This window comes from Rummeliibacillus sp. JY-2-4R, from assembly GCF_053847205.1.
In genome coordinates, this window is record NZ_CM132623.1 from 2892941 (window position 1) to 2908721 (window position 15781).

At 36.4% G+C, this 15781-nt stretch carries 13 protein-coding genes and 1 other annotated feature; of the genes, 1 reads left to right on the forward strand and 12 read right to left on the reverse strand.

Annotation, left to right across the window (positions count from 1 at the left end; translation table 11 throughout):
- Nucleotides 1-12: 12 nt before the first annotated feature.
- The 3 genes from polX to zapA are packed head-to-tail and all read right to left on the reverse strand — an operon-like array spanning nt 13 to nt 2576.
- Nucleotides 13-1716: a DNA polymerase/3'-5' exonuclease PolX gene (gene polX, locus ACWV26_RS14170; RefSeq protein ID WP_455895377.1), complete on the reverse strand. Its 1704-nt coding sequence runs from the start codon at nt 1714-1716 to the stop codon at nt 13-15.
- A 55-nt stretch (nt 1717-1771) separates the two neighbouring features.
- Nucleotides 1772-2311 carry a CvpA family protein gene (locus ACWV26_RS14175; RefSeq protein ID WP_455895378.1) on the reverse strand — a complete coding sequence of 180 codons (540 nt, stop codon included), beginning with the start codon at nt 2309-2311 and terminating at the stop codon, nt 1772-1774.
- Nucleotides 2304-2576: a cell division protein ZapA gene (zapA, locus tag ACWV26_RS14180; RefSeq protein WP_455895379.1), complete on the reverse strand. Its 273-nt coding sequence runs from the start codon at nt 2574-2576 to the stop codon at nt 2304-2306. Before zapA ends, ACWV26_RS14175 begins: the two co-directional genes overlap by 8 nt.
- Nucleotides 2577-2663: 87 nt before the next feature.
- Here zapA and rnhC point away from each other — a divergent pair, with 87 nt between their 5' ends.
- Nucleotides 2664-3599: a ribonuclease HIII gene (gene rnhC / locus ACWV26_RS14185; protein WP_455895380.1), complete on the forward strand. Its 936-nt coding sequence runs from the start codon at nt 2664-2666 to the stop codon at nt 3597-3599.
- A 364-nt stretch (nt 3600-3963) separates the two neighbouring features.
- On the opposite strand, the gene opp4A is transcribed toward rnhC, so the two are convergent.
- The 9 genes from opp4A to ACWV26_RS14230 form a co-directional block, all read right to left on the reverse strand.
- Nucleotides 3964-5760, reverse strand: a complete 1797-nt coding sequence (gene opp4A, locus ACWV26_RS14190) for an oligopeptide ABC transporter substrate-binding protein (protein ID WP_455895381.1) — start codon at nt 5758-5760, stop codon at nt 3964-3966.
- 19 nt (nt 5761-5779) lie between these two features.
- Nucleotides 5780-6685 (reverse strand): ABC transporter permease, encoded by a 906-nt coding sequence (locus tag ACWV26_RS14195; protein WP_455895382.1) that lies wholly within the window; start codon nt 6683-6685, stop codon nt 5780-5782.
- A 33-nt stretch (nt 6686-6718) separates the two neighbouring features.
- Nucleotides 6719-7681 carry an oligopeptide ABC transporter permease gene (opp4B, locus tag ACWV26_RS14200; protein WP_455895383.1) on the reverse strand — a complete coding sequence of 321 codons (963 nt, stop codon included), beginning with the start codon at nt 7679-7681 and terminating at the stop codon, nt 6719-6721.
- Between the two features lie 2 nt (nt 7682-7683).
- Entirely contained in the window at nt 7684-8631 is a 948-nt protein-coding gene (locus ACWV26_RS14205; protein ID WP_455895384.1) for an ABC transporter ATP-binding protein, read from the reverse strand.
- A complete protein-coding gene (locus ACWV26_RS14210; RefSeq protein WP_455895385.1) occupies nt 8628-9641 on the reverse strand; it encodes an ABC transporter ATP-binding protein in 1014 nt (337 codons plus the stop codon). The genes ACWV26_RS14205 and ACWV26_RS14210 overlap by 4 nt, the downstream gene beginning before the upstream one ends.
- Before the next feature lie 474 nt (nt 9642-10115).
- On the reverse strand, nt 10116-12521 hold the full coding sequence (gene pheT, locus ACWV26_RS14215; protein ID WP_455895386.1) for a phenylalanine--tRNA ligase subunit beta: 2406 nt from the start codon (nt 12519-12521) through the stop codon (nt 10116-10118).
- Between the two features lie 12 nt (nt 12522-12533).
- Nucleotides 12534-13571 carry a phenylalanine--tRNA ligase subunit alpha gene (pheS, locus tag ACWV26_RS14220; protein ID WP_455898262.1) on the reverse strand — a complete coding sequence of 346 codons (1038 nt, stop codon included), beginning with the start codon at nt 13569-13571 and terminating at the stop codon, nt 12534-12536.
- Nucleotides 13572-13621: 50 nt separating this feature from the next.
- Nucleotides 13622-13857: a binding site (T-box leader), on the reverse strand.
- A 61-nt stretch (nt 13858-13918) separates the two neighbouring features.
- A complete protein-coding gene (locus tag ACWV26_RS14225) occupies nt 13919-14680 on the reverse strand; it encodes a TrmH family RNA methyltransferase (protein ID WP_455895387.1) in 762 nt (253 codons plus the stop codon).
- Nucleotides 14681-14704: 24 nt separating this feature from the next.
- Nucleotides 14705-15682, reverse strand: coding sequence for a zinc-binding dehydrogenase (locus ACWV26_RS14230; protein WP_455898263.1), 978 nt, complete (start codon nt 15680-15682; stop codon nt 14705-14707).
- Nucleotides 15683-15781 lie beyond the last annotated feature (99 nt).

A 15781-nucleotide genomic window follows, 5' to 3' on the forward strand; every position in this document is an offset into this window, starting at 1 on the left:
AAAAGACACCTCCTATTTTTTCTCTAAAAATTTCAAGAAGTCAGTAAGTGACCATGTATTCACAATATTTTCACTTGTAAGCCAAGCTTTTTGAGTATATTTTGTCCCAATATCCATAAAACGAAGCTGCTCTATTGCATGTGCATCTGTATTAATGGCTATAGGAACACCTGCTTGTGCAGCCATTTCTAAATGCTCAACACAAAGATCTAAGCGATAGGGATTGGCATTTAACTCTAAAATTTTACCATATTCTTTAGCCCAAGCGATAAGCTGAGCTATATCAGGATTGTAACCATCACGCTGACCAATTACACGCCCAGTTGGATGTGCAATCATATCTACATGCGGGTTTTTTATTGCATTATACAATCGTTCCATAATTTTCTCTTGCGGTTGTGAAAAACTAGAATGAATTGATGCAATAACAAAGTCCAGCTCACCCATGACTTCATCATCAAAGTCCAGTGAACCATCCGGTAATATATCCATTTCGGTCCCTCTAAGTAAACGAAATTCAGGATGCTGTTCATTGAAAGCCCAAATTTCTTTTCGTTGTTCAATTAATCGTTCAGGTGTTAGTCCATTTGCTACTCTTAAATATTGAGAGTGATCCGTAATGACCGCATATTGATAGCCTTTTGCAATCAACGCTTCCCCCATCTCACGAACCGTATTTGCTCCATCTGACCATGTTGTATGCATATGCAAATCTGATTTAACATCATTTAATTGTACAAGTTTTGGGATTTGTTCTAAACGATCAAATTCATGTGTACCCGCTCTCACTGTAGGCGGTATAAAAGGAAGATTGAAATGAGCAAAGAATTCTTTTTCGGAGTTAAATGTTAGGACAGTGCCATCTTGTTGTTCAACTCCATATTCGCTGATTTTCTCTCCACGTTCTTTTGCTATTTGGCGCATACGCACATTATGCTCTTTTGAACCAGTAAAGTGATGCAAAGCTGTCGCATATTCATCAAGTGTCACAATACGAAAATCGACATTGATGTCATCTGTTCTTAATGTAACAGATACTTTCGTATCACCTGCTGCTATGATTTCTTTTATCACCAATTTAGAAAGTAATGCCTCTTTCACAGCAATAGGGTTACTTGTAGCAATGATAAAATCGACATCCTTACTTTGCTCTTTGACACGTCTAAAGCTACCAGCAACAGAAGATTGTTCGATTTCTGGTATTGTTTGTAACGTAGTTTCAATTTCAGCTACCACTTCTTCTAACAACCATACGGGGTGAAATTCAGTCTTTTGTCCAAAATTCTCAAGTTCTTTCAAAATTTTCTCTTCTGTTTTCTTGCCAAAACCTGTAAGAGCGGATACTTTCCCCTCTTCACATGCTTTTTTTAAGCTTTCTGCTGAATCCACACCTAGTTCTTGGTACAACTTCGCAATTTTCTTACCACCAAGTCCAGGTAATTTCAACAATGGTGGCAATCCTGTTGGAACTTCTTTCTCTAACTGTTCAAGTACTTCTGAACGTCCATTTTCCAATAAATCGTGGATTACAGCAGCTGTTCCTTTACCAATTCCTTTAATGGCTGTAATGTCTTCAATTTCATCGATACTTCGTATATCTGCTTCTAATGCTGCAGCAGCTTTTCTAAATGCCGAAATTTTAAAAGGATTAACTCCTTGAAGCTCAAGGTAGATTGCAATCTTTTCCAAAGTTTTGATGATTGTTTTTTTATTCATCTGGATTTTCCTCCTTATCGACAAAAGACTTCTCTCTTTTGAGAGAAGTCTAATTTTACTTCATATAAACGAACCACAAATGTTGGAATGCACTTGATAAGATAGGCGTGTATTTAAGTATTAATGTAGTGAAAAACGACCCATCAATATACTTTTGAACTCCCTCTAATGGGATTAATGCTAATACATATAGCACGATGAAAATTAGCAAATATGCCTCAACAATTCCAAGTAGCCCACCTAAAATTCGGTTCAAGCCACCTAAGATTGGGATATATCTTAAAAAATCAAATAATGATGCCAAAATTTGTATTGCAAATTTGACAACAAAGAATATTAATGCAAAAGCTAATAATTGATAGAATGTTTGGCTTAAATCTAATTGCTCAACTGCAAATTTTAATGTAGTATTTTCATCAACGGAAGGATATGGAATCCAAAGCACTAATTTTTCCGCTAACGGTTTATAATAGATATAAGCTACAACTATCGAAATGATAAAGCCTAGCATTTGGATTAGTTGGACTATAAAGCCTCTTTTAGCACCACTAACTAATCCGGCAAATAATAAGATTAATATTATTAAATCAACCATTCAATTCATCCTTTAATTTTTTCAGTTCTGACTCTAGCACTTCTACTTGGTCTTTTAATATCAAGTAATCGTTTACTGCATTGCAAGCTGTGAGGACGGCTAGTTTGGCACTGTCAAGGCTTGGATTTGCACGCTTGATTACACGCATTTGGTCATCTACAGTTGAAGCCACAAAGCGCATATGTCTTGCGGATTCAGTTCCAACTATATTATATGTTTGACCATAGATATCAACTGTGACTCGATTTTTTCGATGCTCAGACATTGCCGTAACCTCCTTTAAAGTCCTATTTATAATGATAACATGAAGTTTTCCAGTTGTGAATTACTTGTGAAGAAAGGGATAAAAAATATGTCTAATATTGTAATTAAATTATCTGAAAAGGCACAAAAGGAAGTCATAAACTATTACTCTCAAAATATGATCGAACGCAAAGCACCAGGTGTCGTCTTTGCCGCAAAGCTTTCTGATTGCGCAATTACTGTCTACTCATCTGGTAAAGTGATGTTCCAAGGAAACGGTGGCCCGCGTGAAGCAAAACAATGGCAAACAATTGCAGAAGATACACCTACTATGACGTTATCAAAAGGAGATTCGTTGCCTAAAGACATATCCTCTTTATCTATTATTGGGTCAGATGAAACTGGAACAGGTGATTATTTTGGACCTATTACAGTAGCATCCGTATATGTACCACAAGACAAAATAGCATTAGTAAAAGAATTAGGAGTCAAAGATTCTAAAATGTTAACAGATGATTACATGCTTAAAATTGCCCCTGATTTAAAAGCAAGTCTTGATTACTGCGTACTCATTTTACGTAATGAAAAATACAATTTAGTACAATCAGCAGGTGCATCTCAAGGAAAGATGAAAGCTAAACTTCATAACCAAGCCATTCATCGACTTCTCTCGAAAATATCCCCTGAGAAGCCCGATTATGTATTAATCGATCAATTTGCTGAAAGAAAAACGTATTATAATTATCTGAAAAACGAGAAGGAAATTGTAACTGACAATGTATTATTTGCAACAAAAGCTGAACAAATTCACGTTGCAGTAGCAGCAGCTTCTATTTTAGCTCGTTGTGCCTTTTTATCCGAAATGGATAAGCTAAGTAAGTTAATTGGCGTTACATTGCCAAAAGGTGCCAGTCATAAAGTAGATGAAATAGCCGCGCAAATCTTACTTACACAGGGTGAAGACGTACTTCACAGTGTTACAAAATGGCATTTTGCTAATACGCAAAAAGCTTCGCGTATTGCATCTAAAACACGTTTTAAATAGACTTTATAACCCAGTATATCTTAAGTTTGTTGCAAAACTATGACTATTATATTATTTTTCAACGTTTACAATAAAAAGTGCCAAGAGATTTTTTTCCTCTTGGCACTTTCTTTGTGTTTATCCCGCATTAACAGGCAGTATGACTCAACTGCAAGGCTTTAGAAAATTCGAAGAAGCAGCAGTTGAGATAACTGCCCGTAAACGCCCGATTGGTGAGATACAGTGAAACTTACCGATGCGATAGCAGAGGTTTAGTTGAACCAATCGGGTTCGTACTGTCAATTGATGCACGCTTGCGATCTTCGCGACAATAGAACAGGACTAACAATCAGTGGGGATGCCCCCCACTGGTTGAAATTCCACTTTATTTCACTGGTTCGTTAGCAACTAACTCCACATTTTGTAAATTATCTTTTGACTCATTTAAGTAGTCAATATTCCAATTTTTCACTCGTTTGTTAACAGGAATAATTTCAGTACGGAAGAATGTTGGAATTGTTGTTGCTTGTTCACTCATATATTCTTGCCATTTTCTGAAGGCTTTTCCGCGGTATTCAGCATCCATGGCTTCTTTAGAATCGATATCATTTAACATTGCAGTTAAATCGTTAGTTACAAATCTACTAAAGTTGAATTGTGCTTCTTTTCCATATAAACCTACTGGTGAAGGGTTTGTACCTGTAGCCCAAGCAGCCATGAACATATCGATGTCTTTATCATCAGCTTGAACTTTATCGTAGAAGCTGTTGAATTCGATTAAACGGCCAGTTGTTAACTCTACTTTTAAACCAACATCTTTCCAGTTTTGGATAAAGAATTTCACAATTTTCTCATCTTTATCAGACCCAGACATTGACGCAAAATTAATAGTGAATGGTTTGCCATTTGGATCTTCTACATAGCCATCATTATTTGTATCTTTATAGCCTGCTTCTTCAAGTAATTTTTTTGCTTTTTCTGGATCGAATTTGTAGCCTGTTAAAGAATCATCATAGAAACTTGAGAAAACTGGTGGAATTAAAGAATTCGCACGAGTACGCAAACCATCGTAGTAAGCGTCCGCTACTTCTTCAATATTCATTGCATAAGCAATTGCTTGACGTAATTTAACATTGTTCATTTTAGATTGATCGTCCATTACGTTAACTGCTTTTTTTGTATCATATTTTCCAAGTTTGAATCCAATGTAAGAGTATGATAGTTCTGGACGTCCTAAAATATCGATGTTTTTCAAATCTTTAATAGATGAATAATCATTTGCAGGGTAATCTATTGCAATATCGTATTTACCTGATTTAAGTGCAGCAGCTGAAGATGAAGAAGGAACAACTTCAAGTACAACCTTGTCAAGTTTCGGTTGGCCTTTCCAGTAATTTTTATTTGCAACCATTTGTACGGATTCACCTTTAACAATCTTATCCACTACAAATGCGCCTAGTGTTACAGGATTTTTACGAACAGCATCTGATTTAACTAAGTCTTTGATTTTAATATCTTTTAATTGGTGTTTTGGTGCTGCATAAGCCCAAAGACCATCACCACCTGAATAAATAGCTGGAGACACTTTTTTGAATGAGATTTCCATTGTGTAATCATCTACTCTTTTTATACCAGAGATATCTTTAGCTTTCCCGTCATGATATTCTTTCGCACCTACGATATTTTGGAAATCTGTATCGTAACGAACGCCAGTGTAGTCTTTATCCGCGATGACATAGTAAGGGAAAATAACATCATCGATTGTGAATGGTTGACCATCAGACCATTTTACATCTTTTTTAATTGTAACTGTCGCTTTATTTGCACCTTCGTCTACTTTCAATTGTGCTAAGCCAGTATCTGAAATTAAAAAGTCTTCTTTTGTTCCGAAGATTGAATTAGATGTAAAGTTCATAATTTCTGCATCGTATTGATCTTCATTTAGCTCCCAGTTGAAAATCCCTTGGAACGGTGAATCTGTTACTAAACCTACTTTTAATGTACCACCTTTGATAGCATCCCCATCATTTTTTGCTTCAGATGGCAATACACTTGTATCTACCTTTTCTGGTTTAGCTCCTTTACCTTTTTCTCCTCCCTTGTCGCCTGAGCCACTACATGCTGCAAGCACTAACATAAGTGCACAAACGAAAGAAAGTAAAAACCATCTCTTTTTCTTCATCTCTCTTCCTCCCCCTTTGTTATCCTAATCTTTGTTTTGCATCTGCCGAACGACGTAATGCCTGTCCAACATAATTTATGCCTAACATCAAGACTAAAATTAGTAATGATGCTGGTAACCATACCCACCACTTATCTGCTAGAACTGTTTGGTTATTTGCATAGCTGACAAGTGTTCCTAAACTTGGCGTTGATTCTGGTAAACCAAAACCTAAGAATGAAAGACCTGTTTCGATTCCTACATTCCCTGCAAAATTTAATGTCATTTCAACGATTATGATAGAACTTAAATTCGGCATAATACCTTTGAACATTATGGAAAAATCGCTTGTCCCCATTGTTTTTGAAGCATTCACATAATCTCTCTTAGATTCTGATAATGCTTTACTACGAACAAGCCTTGCTGTTCCAACCCACATAAATGCACTTAATATCAAGATGAATGATGTGACATTATATTTTGGAATGATTGTCACGAAAACGATGATAATCATTGTAGTTGGTAAAGTCATGATAAAATCAATGATTCGCATGAAAAAATTATCAATAAAACCGCCATAGTATCCGCAAAGAATCCCTACGCCAATCCCTAAAATTCCCGTGATTAACGTAATAGCGATTGCAATAGCAATCGAGTTACGAGCTCCAATAATAAGCTGACCAAGAACATCACTACCACCTTGGTCAGCTCCAAGAATGAAACCATTTTCTCCAGGTTTTGCAAATTCATCTAGAAGACTAATTTTCATCAATTGTTCTTGGTCAATTAATGGAGCCCAAACCATTGTTCCTCCAATTATTAGAATTAACAAAATCAATGATCCAAGTGCTAATTTATCTTTTTTAAATTCACGAAAGACTACTCTTAATCCTGTAGCAGGCGTACCCTCTAATTCTTTTACTTGTTTTTCAGCAATTTGTTCCATTTTTATCACCTCGGCTAAACATCATGTGTAGTGTTATTCAATTCGAATACGTGGGTCGACAATACTCATAATTATGTCTGACAACAAACTACCTAATAATGTTAAGAATCCGTAAAGCATAACAAGTGTCGTAATCACACTGTAGTCACGAGCACTAATCGATTGGATAAATAATTGCCCCATGCCAGGGAATCCAAAAATTGTTTCGATAAAGACCGAACCACCAAGTAATCCCGTAATTGTAAAGCCTAAAAAAGCAGCAATAGGTAATAATGAATTACGGAAAATATGACGGGAATATACTTTTTTCATCGGTATCCCTTTACTACGTGCCGTTTTTACATAATCTTGTGTTTTTGCATCGATTATTTCTGACCGTAAGTATTGAATGATTCCTGTCGTACCAAGAACTGCGTATGTGATTGCAGGCAACAATAGGTGATAAACTTTACTCCAAAAATAACCAATCGTTCCAGGATCCTTGTCAACATCAACCGTACCACTCGTTGGAAACCACGATAATTGATAGCCAAAAATGTATAAGAAAATCAAAGCCAAGACAAATGTTGGAATCGCATAACTGATAAAACTATAAAGTACGATCGTTTTATCTTTTAGTGAGTTTTGATATCTACCTGCAATGACGCCTAATGGAATTGCAATTAGATACACTAAGAAAACACTGACTAATGAAAGCCAAAATGTATTTAATCCACGTTCTCCAATGAGTGAAGCCACACTCATTTTAAATGTATAACTATCGCCAAAATCCCCATGGAAAATGTTAATAAGCCAATGCCAATATCGAACATACCATGGATCATAAAAACCCGCTTGCTGTCGTAATTCTTCTATTCGATTTGGGTCAGTATCAGGTGTAATTAAGCCTGAGAAAGGATCACCTGGCATAAATTTAGCTAAGATAAACACGACTAAACTTAATACAAATAACTGCGGAATCATAATTAGTACACGTCTGATTATCGTTTTCCACATATCTAGATGCCCCCTTTTGCAACGTTCATCATTGCCACTCGATGGTTAGGTGCGACATCTACCAGTGGATAAACCTTACCATCTTCATCATAATACTTATGCTGTTTCGTTTTATAATCTACTTCCACTTGACGACGTTGTTCTTTTCGCTGTAAACGCGTTTCAGGTTCAATATTTGGAATGGCTGATAAAAGGCGATTTGTATAAATGTGTCTTGGATCATTGAAAATATCTTTTCTTCTACCTGTTTCAACGAAGCGGCCCTTATACATTATGGAAATATGGTCGCACATATGACGAACTACACCTAAATCGTGCGAAATGAATAGATAACTAAGTCCAAACTCTAATTGAATATCCTTCATAAAGTTCAATACTTGTGCTTGAACGGATAGGTCAAGTGCTGATACTGGTTCATCCGCAATAATTAATTTTGGATTACAAGCAACAGCTCGTGCAATGCCTAATCGTTGTCGTTGCCCTCCTGAGAATTCATGTGGGTATTTATACATTGCTTCTTCTGACATTCCGACAATTTCAAGCAATTCAATAATACGTCTCCGTTCTTCTTGATCACTTAAATTAGTAAAGTTTCGAATTGGTTCTGCAATGATATCCTTCACTCGTTTTCTTGGATTCATACTAGATGAGGAATCCTGGAAAATCATTTGGATATCACGATTATACGCACTGTTTCTTTTTCTGCGTTGGTTGGTAACATTTTCACCTTCGTACAGAATTTGGCCTGAAGTTATTTTTTCTAATCCAATAATTGCTTTACCTGTTGTAGATTTTCCAGAGCCCGATTCACCAACAAGGCCATAAGTTTTACCTTTTTCAAATTCCATCGATACACCGTCTACTGCATAGACATGATCAACTACTGTATTGAAAAACCCTCCTCGAATTGGATAATGGACACAAAGGTCTTTTACTTGCATAAAACTCATGCGATGTCCCCTCCTTTTTCACTTTCAAAATGGAAGTGTCGATAGCAGGTACATCGAACATAATGATCTGGTGAAATTTCATGAAGTTGTGGATTTTCCTCATGCAAATAAGTTGAAATCCAAGGAATTCGAGCAGAAAAGCGACATCCTTGCCTCGGTAGTTTCGTCAGTGATGGAACCATTCCATGGATCACTTCAAGACGATCAGATTCACTATCAATCTGCGGAATCGAATTGAGTAATGAACGTGTATATGGATGTTTTGGATTTCGAAATAATTCTTCTACTGGTGCTATTTCAATAATCTGACCTGCATACATCACCGCAACACGATCTGCCATTTCTGCAACTACTCCTAAATCGTGTGTTATAAGTATTATGCCTGCACCAGTTTCTCCTTGTAGATCTTTTAGTAAATCTAAAATTTGAGCTTGAATCGTCACATCTAAAGCAGTAGTCGGCTCATCAGCAATGATAATTTTCGGTTTGCATGCAATGGCGATTGCAATCATAACACGTTGTCGCATCCCGCCTGATAATTGATGAGGAAATTGCTTCGCTACACGCTCAGGATTCAAAATGCCTACCTGATTTAATAATTCTAAAACTCTCTCTTTCCTCTTTTTTTCGTCGAATTTTGTATGATAAATTAATGTTTCTTCAATTTGCTCTCCAATTTTCATTAATGGGTTTAATGCAGATAAGGGATCTTGGAAGATAAATCCTATGTCATTCCCACGAATTTCGTTTAATTCATCCTCTTTAAAATGAACTAAATTTCGACCTTTATATAGAATTTCTCCCGTCACTTTTGTATTGCCCGGTGGATGTAATCCAACTATCGATGTTGCTAAAGTACTTTTACCGCAACCAGACTCTCCAACAATTGCAAGAACCTCATTTTCCTTAAGGGTTAGTGATACATCATCTACTGCATCAAAATAGTCGTCTTTAATCCTGAAACTAGTTCGTAAATGGTTAATGTTTAGAATATCATTAGAAGCTCTCAAAATTATGCACCCCCTAAACAAATTGAAAATTCAAACTATTTTAACTGTAAATTACCTACCAAAATCTTTGCGAATCTACGATATTTCGATTCTCTAAGTTTATTATTTTTAACAATAATATAACATTTATTACATTATTGTCCACATATTTTACAGAAATATTTAAAATTTCTGAATTTAATAGACATTTTTTCTACATGAAGTCTGACAACTTTTAAACATTATAGCATAAGGTTATTAGATACACACGATTAATTTCATATTTTTTTACTATTTTTCCTCCTAGATTATAATTATATGATATTTATGTAAAATGAAATGACAGTTATTTGAATAGAAACGGAAACTAAAATTGTTTTTTTACAGCAGGAATTGCCACCACTACCCTAACTAGAGTATAAAAAAATTGCCTTTCTTTTTAATTATAGAAAGGCAATTTTTAGTAACTATCTGCTTAATTTTCAACTCTAATTATTATCGGAGTTCTGCTCCTGATTCAGTTAGTGCTGCTACGACTTGATCGTGAGCTGCTACGACTTCTTCATCAGTAAGTGTTCGTTCAGGTGTGAAGTATGTTAATGTGAAGGCTACTGATTTTTTGCCTTGTTCCATTTTTTCTCCTTCATAAAGGTCAAATACATTCACGTCTTTTAGTAATTTTCCACCTGCAACACGGATAATCGCTTCTAGTTCTGCTGCTTTTGTTTTGCGGTCTACAACTAATGCAATATCTCGTGAAATAGATGGGAAACGAGGAACTGCAATATAAACTAATGGTTCAGTTACTGCTGCAAGTATTGCTTCTAAGTTTAATTCAGTAACATATGTTTCTTTAAGACCATTTGCTTTTTGTTCTACTGGATGAAGTTGTCCTAAGAAACCGATACTTTCTCCATCTAAAAGGATATTCGCTGTACGTCCTGGGTGCAATCCATCTACAACGGCAGTTTCGTAAACAATGCGAGATTTTAAGTCAAGTTTTTCGAATAATGCTTCTAAAATTCCTTTTAAGACAAAGAAGTCAACTTTTTTATGCTCACCTTGCCAAGCATTGTTTACCCATTCTCCAGTAATGGCAGCTGCAACATGTTGTTCTTCATGAGGAAGTCCTTCTTCTGTTTCACCTAAAAATACAGAGCCTACTTCATAAAGTGCTACTGAATCTTGTTGGCGTGAAACATTATAAGATACTGCTTCAATTAGATGTGGAAGAATACTTTGACGTAAAGTACTACGTTCTTCACTCATTGGCATTAAAAGGCGGGTTGTTGGTGCTGTCTTTAATGCATATTTTTGTGAAAGTTCATCTGAAGTTAATGAGTAAGTTAAGGCTTGATATAATCCTGAACCTTGCAATTGATGATGTACGATACGGCGTTTAGCTTGATAATTTGTTAAGCCGCCAGCTTTCGCTTCACCTACTGGAACTGTAGCAGGGATTTCATCATATCCATATAAACGTGCAATTTCTTCCACGATATCTTCTTCTATTTTAATATCTTGACGGCGGGTTGGAGCATCGATATATAGAAGACCATTTGCAGTTTCAACATCAAATTTCAATCGACTTAAGATAGATACCATTTCGTTTAAAGAAATTTTCATACCTAAACGTGCGTTAACAAAGTCAGGTGAAATGACTACTTTTGCAGGTGTCTTATCTAATTCATCAAATACTACTGTTCCTGATAATACTTCACCGTCTGCAAGTTCAGCTAGCAATTGTGCTGCACGTTCTGCTGCAGGAATAACGCGATTTGGATCAATTCCTTTTTCATAGCGAGCACTTGCTTCACTACGTAAGCCAAGGTCTTTTGCTGTATAGCGAACGGATAATCCATCAAAATATGCTGATTCAATAACTACAGTAGTTGTTTTTTCTGTAACTTCAGAATCAAATCCACCCATTACACCAGCAACTGCTACAGGTACTTTACCATTTGTGATGACAAGGTTTTTTGCGTTTAATACTCGATCTTGACCATCTAATGTTTTAATTTCTTCGCCCTCACAAGCTTTTCGAACAACGATTTCGCCTGTGCCAAGTGCATCATAATCAAAAGCATGTAGCGGTTGACCATATTCCATCAAAATATAGTTTGTAATATCGACGACGTTGTTAAGTGGACGAACGCCAGCAGCCATTAATCGTTGTTGCAACCATAATGGTGATTCTGCAATTTTAACGTTTTTCACGACTTTTGCTGTATACAATGGGTTTACTTCAGGTGCTTCTACACGTACTTTTAATACATCTTCTGCTTTTTCACTAGCTTCAGCATGAGTTGTTTCTGGAAGTTTAATATCTTCTGAAAGAATTGCTGCAACCTCATATGCTACACCTAACATACTCATCGCATCTGAACGGTTTGGAGTTAAACCTAATTCTAGAACAACATCATCTAAACCTAATGCTTCAATTGCATCTGTACCAACTGGAATATCATCAGGTAATACAACAATACCCTCTGCATATTTTTTTGGTACAACTTTTCCTTCAACACCAAGTTCTTGTAAAGAACAAATCATACCGTTTGATACTTCGCCACGAAGTTTACCTTTTTTGATTTTCTTACCACCAACGTAACCATTTGGACGAACTGCAACAATTTTTTGGCCTTCTGCAACGTTTGGTGCACCACAAACAATTTGAGAAAGCTCTTCTTCACCAAAATCAACTTGGCAAATATTTAAGTGGTCTGAATCAGGGTGTTTTTTTAATTCTTTGATTTTGCCAACCATTAGTTTTTTTAGGCCATCTGATAAATGATGTACGCCTTCAACTTCGATCCCTGAACGGGTAATTTTCTCTGCTAAAACTTCAGGTTCTAATCCTTGTAAATCTACATATTGTGAAAGCCATTTTAAAGATACTAGCATGTCTATTCCTCCTTACTCTTCTATACGTTGAAATTGTGATAAGAATCGAACATCATTTGTGTAGAAATGACGAATATCATCCACTCCATATTTCAACATGGCAATTCGTTCTGGTCCCATACCAAATGCGAAGCCAGATACTTTTTTAGGATCATAACCTGCCATCGAAAGAACGTTAGGATGTACCATACCAGCACCAAGAATTTCGATCCAACCTGTATGTTTACACACGTTACAACCCGCGCCACCACATTTGAAGCATGAGATATCCATTTCAACAGATGGTTCAGTGAACGGGAAGAAACTTGGGCGTAGACGGATTTCACGGTCTTCACCGAACATCTTCTTCGCGAAGAGGTCTAATGTGCCTTTTAAGTCACTCATACGAATGTTTTCTCCAACAACTAATCCTTCAATTTGAGTGAATTGATGTGAGTGAGTTGCATCATCATTATCACGACGGAAAACTTTACCAGGGCAAATAATTTTAAATGATGAACCTTGTTTTTTCTCCATTGTACGAGCTTGTACTGGAGATGTGTGTGTACGAAGTAAAATTTCTTCTGAGATATAGAATGTATCTTGCATATCACGTGCTGGATGACCTTTTGGTAAGTTTAATGCTTCAAAGTTGTAGTAGTCTTTTTCAACTTCCGGACCTTCAGCAATTTCATACCCCATTGAGATAAACAAGTCCTCGATTTCTTCAATGACACGAGTTAATGGATGTGCATTTCCAACTTTTAAAGGGCGACCAGGTAATGTTACATCGATTGCTTCTTTTTCTAATTGTTCAATCATTGCTTTTTCTTCTAATTCTTTGTTACGGGATTCAAGCACATCTTGAACTTGAGCTCGTACTTCGTTTACTAAAGCACCCATTTTAGGACGTTCCTCTGCTGGAAGTTTCCCCATTCCCTTTAGTAAATCTGTAATAGGTCCTTTTTTGCCTAAATAAGCTACACGGACTTCATTTAATTCTTTTACATTTTGTGCTGCTGCAATTTTTTCTAATGCTTCTTCTTTTAGCTGAGATAATTGCTCAGTCATTGCCATTTGTAAAATCCTCCTTCCGAAAAATAAAAAAACCCCGTCCCTATAAAAGGGACGAGGATCTATTCGCGTTACCACCCTAGTTATTGCATAAAAAAACATGCAATCACTTCATTGACTTAACGGCGTTTCACCGGCCATCCTTTACAGTAAAATTACTGGTCCCGGTGGCTGCTAACGGGGTGAACTTCCATCATTCGCTACAATATGCACGCTTTCAGTCTATGACGTGCACTCCCTAAAGTGCTTGAAAAATGTACTTTTCCCGCTCAAGTGCATTTATTTATAATTCATTCTTCACTTATTATACGCAATTCAATTCTTTACTTCAAGTTTAGATTCCATCATCCTGCGAAATAATAAAGAACGATACCAGTTGCAACCGCTACATTTAATGATTCCGCTTTTCCCATAATTGGGATAATCACATTCTGATCTGTTTTTGAAAGTAAGTCAGGATTCATGCCGCTTCCTTCATTGCCCATTATGAGTGCAAATTTATCTTCTTTTTTCACTTGATTATAGAGAACAGCATTTTCTAATGCAGTACCATAAACAGGTACATTCTTTTCTTTTAACGAATCGACCCAGTCACTTAATTCCCCTCGAATGACTGGTAGATGGAAAATAGATCCTTGTGTAGAACGCACTGTTTTTGGATTAAATGGGTCTGCAGAACCTTTTCCGAGAATGACTGCATCAACCCCCGCAGCATCTGCAGTACGAATCATAGTACCCACATTTCCAGGGTCTTGAACTGCATCAACTAATAACAATTTTGTCCAATTATTTTGTACCTCACTTGTTATAGTAGGTTGTTTTACTTGTGCGAAGATGCCTTGAGAATGTTCTGTCTCCGAAAATTCATCGGCAACTTGTGCAGTTACTTCTACAACAAAGATATTATCTATATTCCAGCTTTTTGGAATTTCTACATCTTCGCGAATGATTAAATTTAAAAGTTCAGCTTTATTTTTTAGCGCTTCTTCTACTAAATGAAAACCTTCTATTAAAAATTCACCCGAGCGATCACGTTCTTTTCGTGTAGTAGCCAGTTTTTTCCAATACTTCACAAGGGAATTTTGTTGCGATTCGATTCTTTTCATGTATTATTTACCGCCTTTATATTGTTAAATCGTAAAAATAATTTTGCCAAACTGATGATTTTCCTTTAAATAATCTAATGCAGCCTGCGCATCATCTAAATTAAAACTACGATCCAAAACTGGATGCGTATTATATTTTTCCATATGCTTTATGCATGCACGGAACTCTTCTCGGCTGCCTAAAGTTGTACCAAGTAGTGTATATTGACCATAGAAAAATTGACGTAGGTCAAAATCCACAACATCCTCAGTTGTAGCACCAAATACCACTATTCTACCACCCTTTTTCAAAACAGCCAAAGAACGATTAAATGTAGCACGGCCAACACTTTCAACGACAAGGTCGATTGTCTCATCTTCAAGTTCTTTTGTCCAATCGTTATTTGTATCAATCGCGCGGTCTGCACCTATTTTCAAAGCAGCTTGGCGTTTTTCTTCTGAACGAGAAGTCACGATGACTCTTGCACCTACATTTTTAGCCATTTGTATTAAAAATGTCGCCACGCCACTGCCAGCACCAGGGATAAACACTGTTTGACCTGCTTTTATTTCACCTTTTGTAAATAGTGCACGGTAACCTGTTAATGGTGAAACACCGATGACTGCTGCTTCTTCAATTGATAAAAACGCAGGCTTTGGCTCAAGTTGTTCTGCAGAAATGGCGATTTTTTCAGCAAATGTCCCATCATCAGGTAAACTTAAAATTTCAAAATCTTCTGGTGGAAAATCCGATTGTTCATACCAACGTAATGATGGATTAATAATCACTTCATCACCAATTTTCCAATTAGTTACACCCTCTCCAAGCTCTTCAACAACTCCCGTTGCATCAGATCCGAGTATTAGAGCGTCGCGATCATTTCCAAGTCTACCTGGTGTATACAAATCACGTCGATTTAATCCTGCAGCCTTGATTGCTACCAATACTTCTCCTGTTTTTGGTTTTGGAGTTGGTACTTCTTTTACTAATAATTGTCCTTTTTCAAATACAACTGCTTTCATCATAACTACCCCCAATTATGTAATTTCGTCAAAAATTTTACTATTCAAAAATCTTTTCTCTAAATAAGTTTACCAAATGTATGTATAACAATCGAGTAT

Excerpts from the sequence above, each read along its gene's own strand:
- polX (WP_455895377.1), bottom strand. The coding sequence starts at position 1,716 with ATGAATAAAAAAACAATCATCAAAACTTTGGAAAAGATTGCAATCTAC.
- ACWV26_RS14175 (WP_455895378.1), bottom strand. The coding sequence starts at position 2,311 with ATGGTTGATTTAATAATATTAATCTTATTATTTGCCGGATTAGTTAGT.
- zapA (WP_455895379.1), bottom strand. The coding sequence starts at position 2,576 with ATGTCTGAGCATCGAAAAAATCGAGTCACAGTTGATATCTATGGTCAA.
- rnhC (WP_455895380.1), top strand. The coding sequence starts at position 2,664 with ATGTCTAATATTGTAATTAAATTATCTGAAAAGGCACAAAAGGAAGTC.
- opp4A (WP_455895381.1), bottom strand. The coding sequence starts at position 5,760 with ATGAAGAAAAAGAGATGGTTTTTACTTTCTTTCGTTTGTGCACTTATG.
- ACWV26_RS14195 (WP_455895382.1), bottom strand. The coding sequence starts at position 6,685 with ATGGAACAAATTGCTGAAAAACAAGTAAAAGAATTAGAGGGTACGCCT.
- opp4B (WP_455895383.1), bottom strand. The coding sequence starts at position 7,681 with ATGTGGAAAACGATAATCAGACGTGTACTAATTATGATTCCGCAGTTA.
- ACWV26_RS14205 (WP_455895384.1), bottom strand. The coding sequence starts at position 8,631 with ATGAGTTTTATGCAAGTAAAAGACCTTTGTGTCCATTATCCAATTCGA.
- pheT (WP_455895386.1), bottom strand. The coding sequence starts at position 12,521 with ATGCTAGTATCTTTAAAATGGCTTTCACAATATGTAGATTTACAAGGA.
- pheS (WP_455898262.1), bottom strand. The coding sequence starts at position 13,571 with ATGACTGAGCAATTATCTCAGCTAAAAGAAGAAGCATTAGAAAAAATT.
- ACWV26_RS14225 (WP_455895387.1), bottom strand. The coding sequence starts at position 14,680 with ATGAAAAGAATCGAATCGCAACAAAATTCCCTTGTGAAGTATTGGAAA.
- ACWV26_RS14230 (WP_455898263.1), bottom strand. The coding sequence starts at position 15,682 with ATGAAAGCAGTTGTATTTGAAAAAGGACAATTATTAGTAAAAGAAGTA.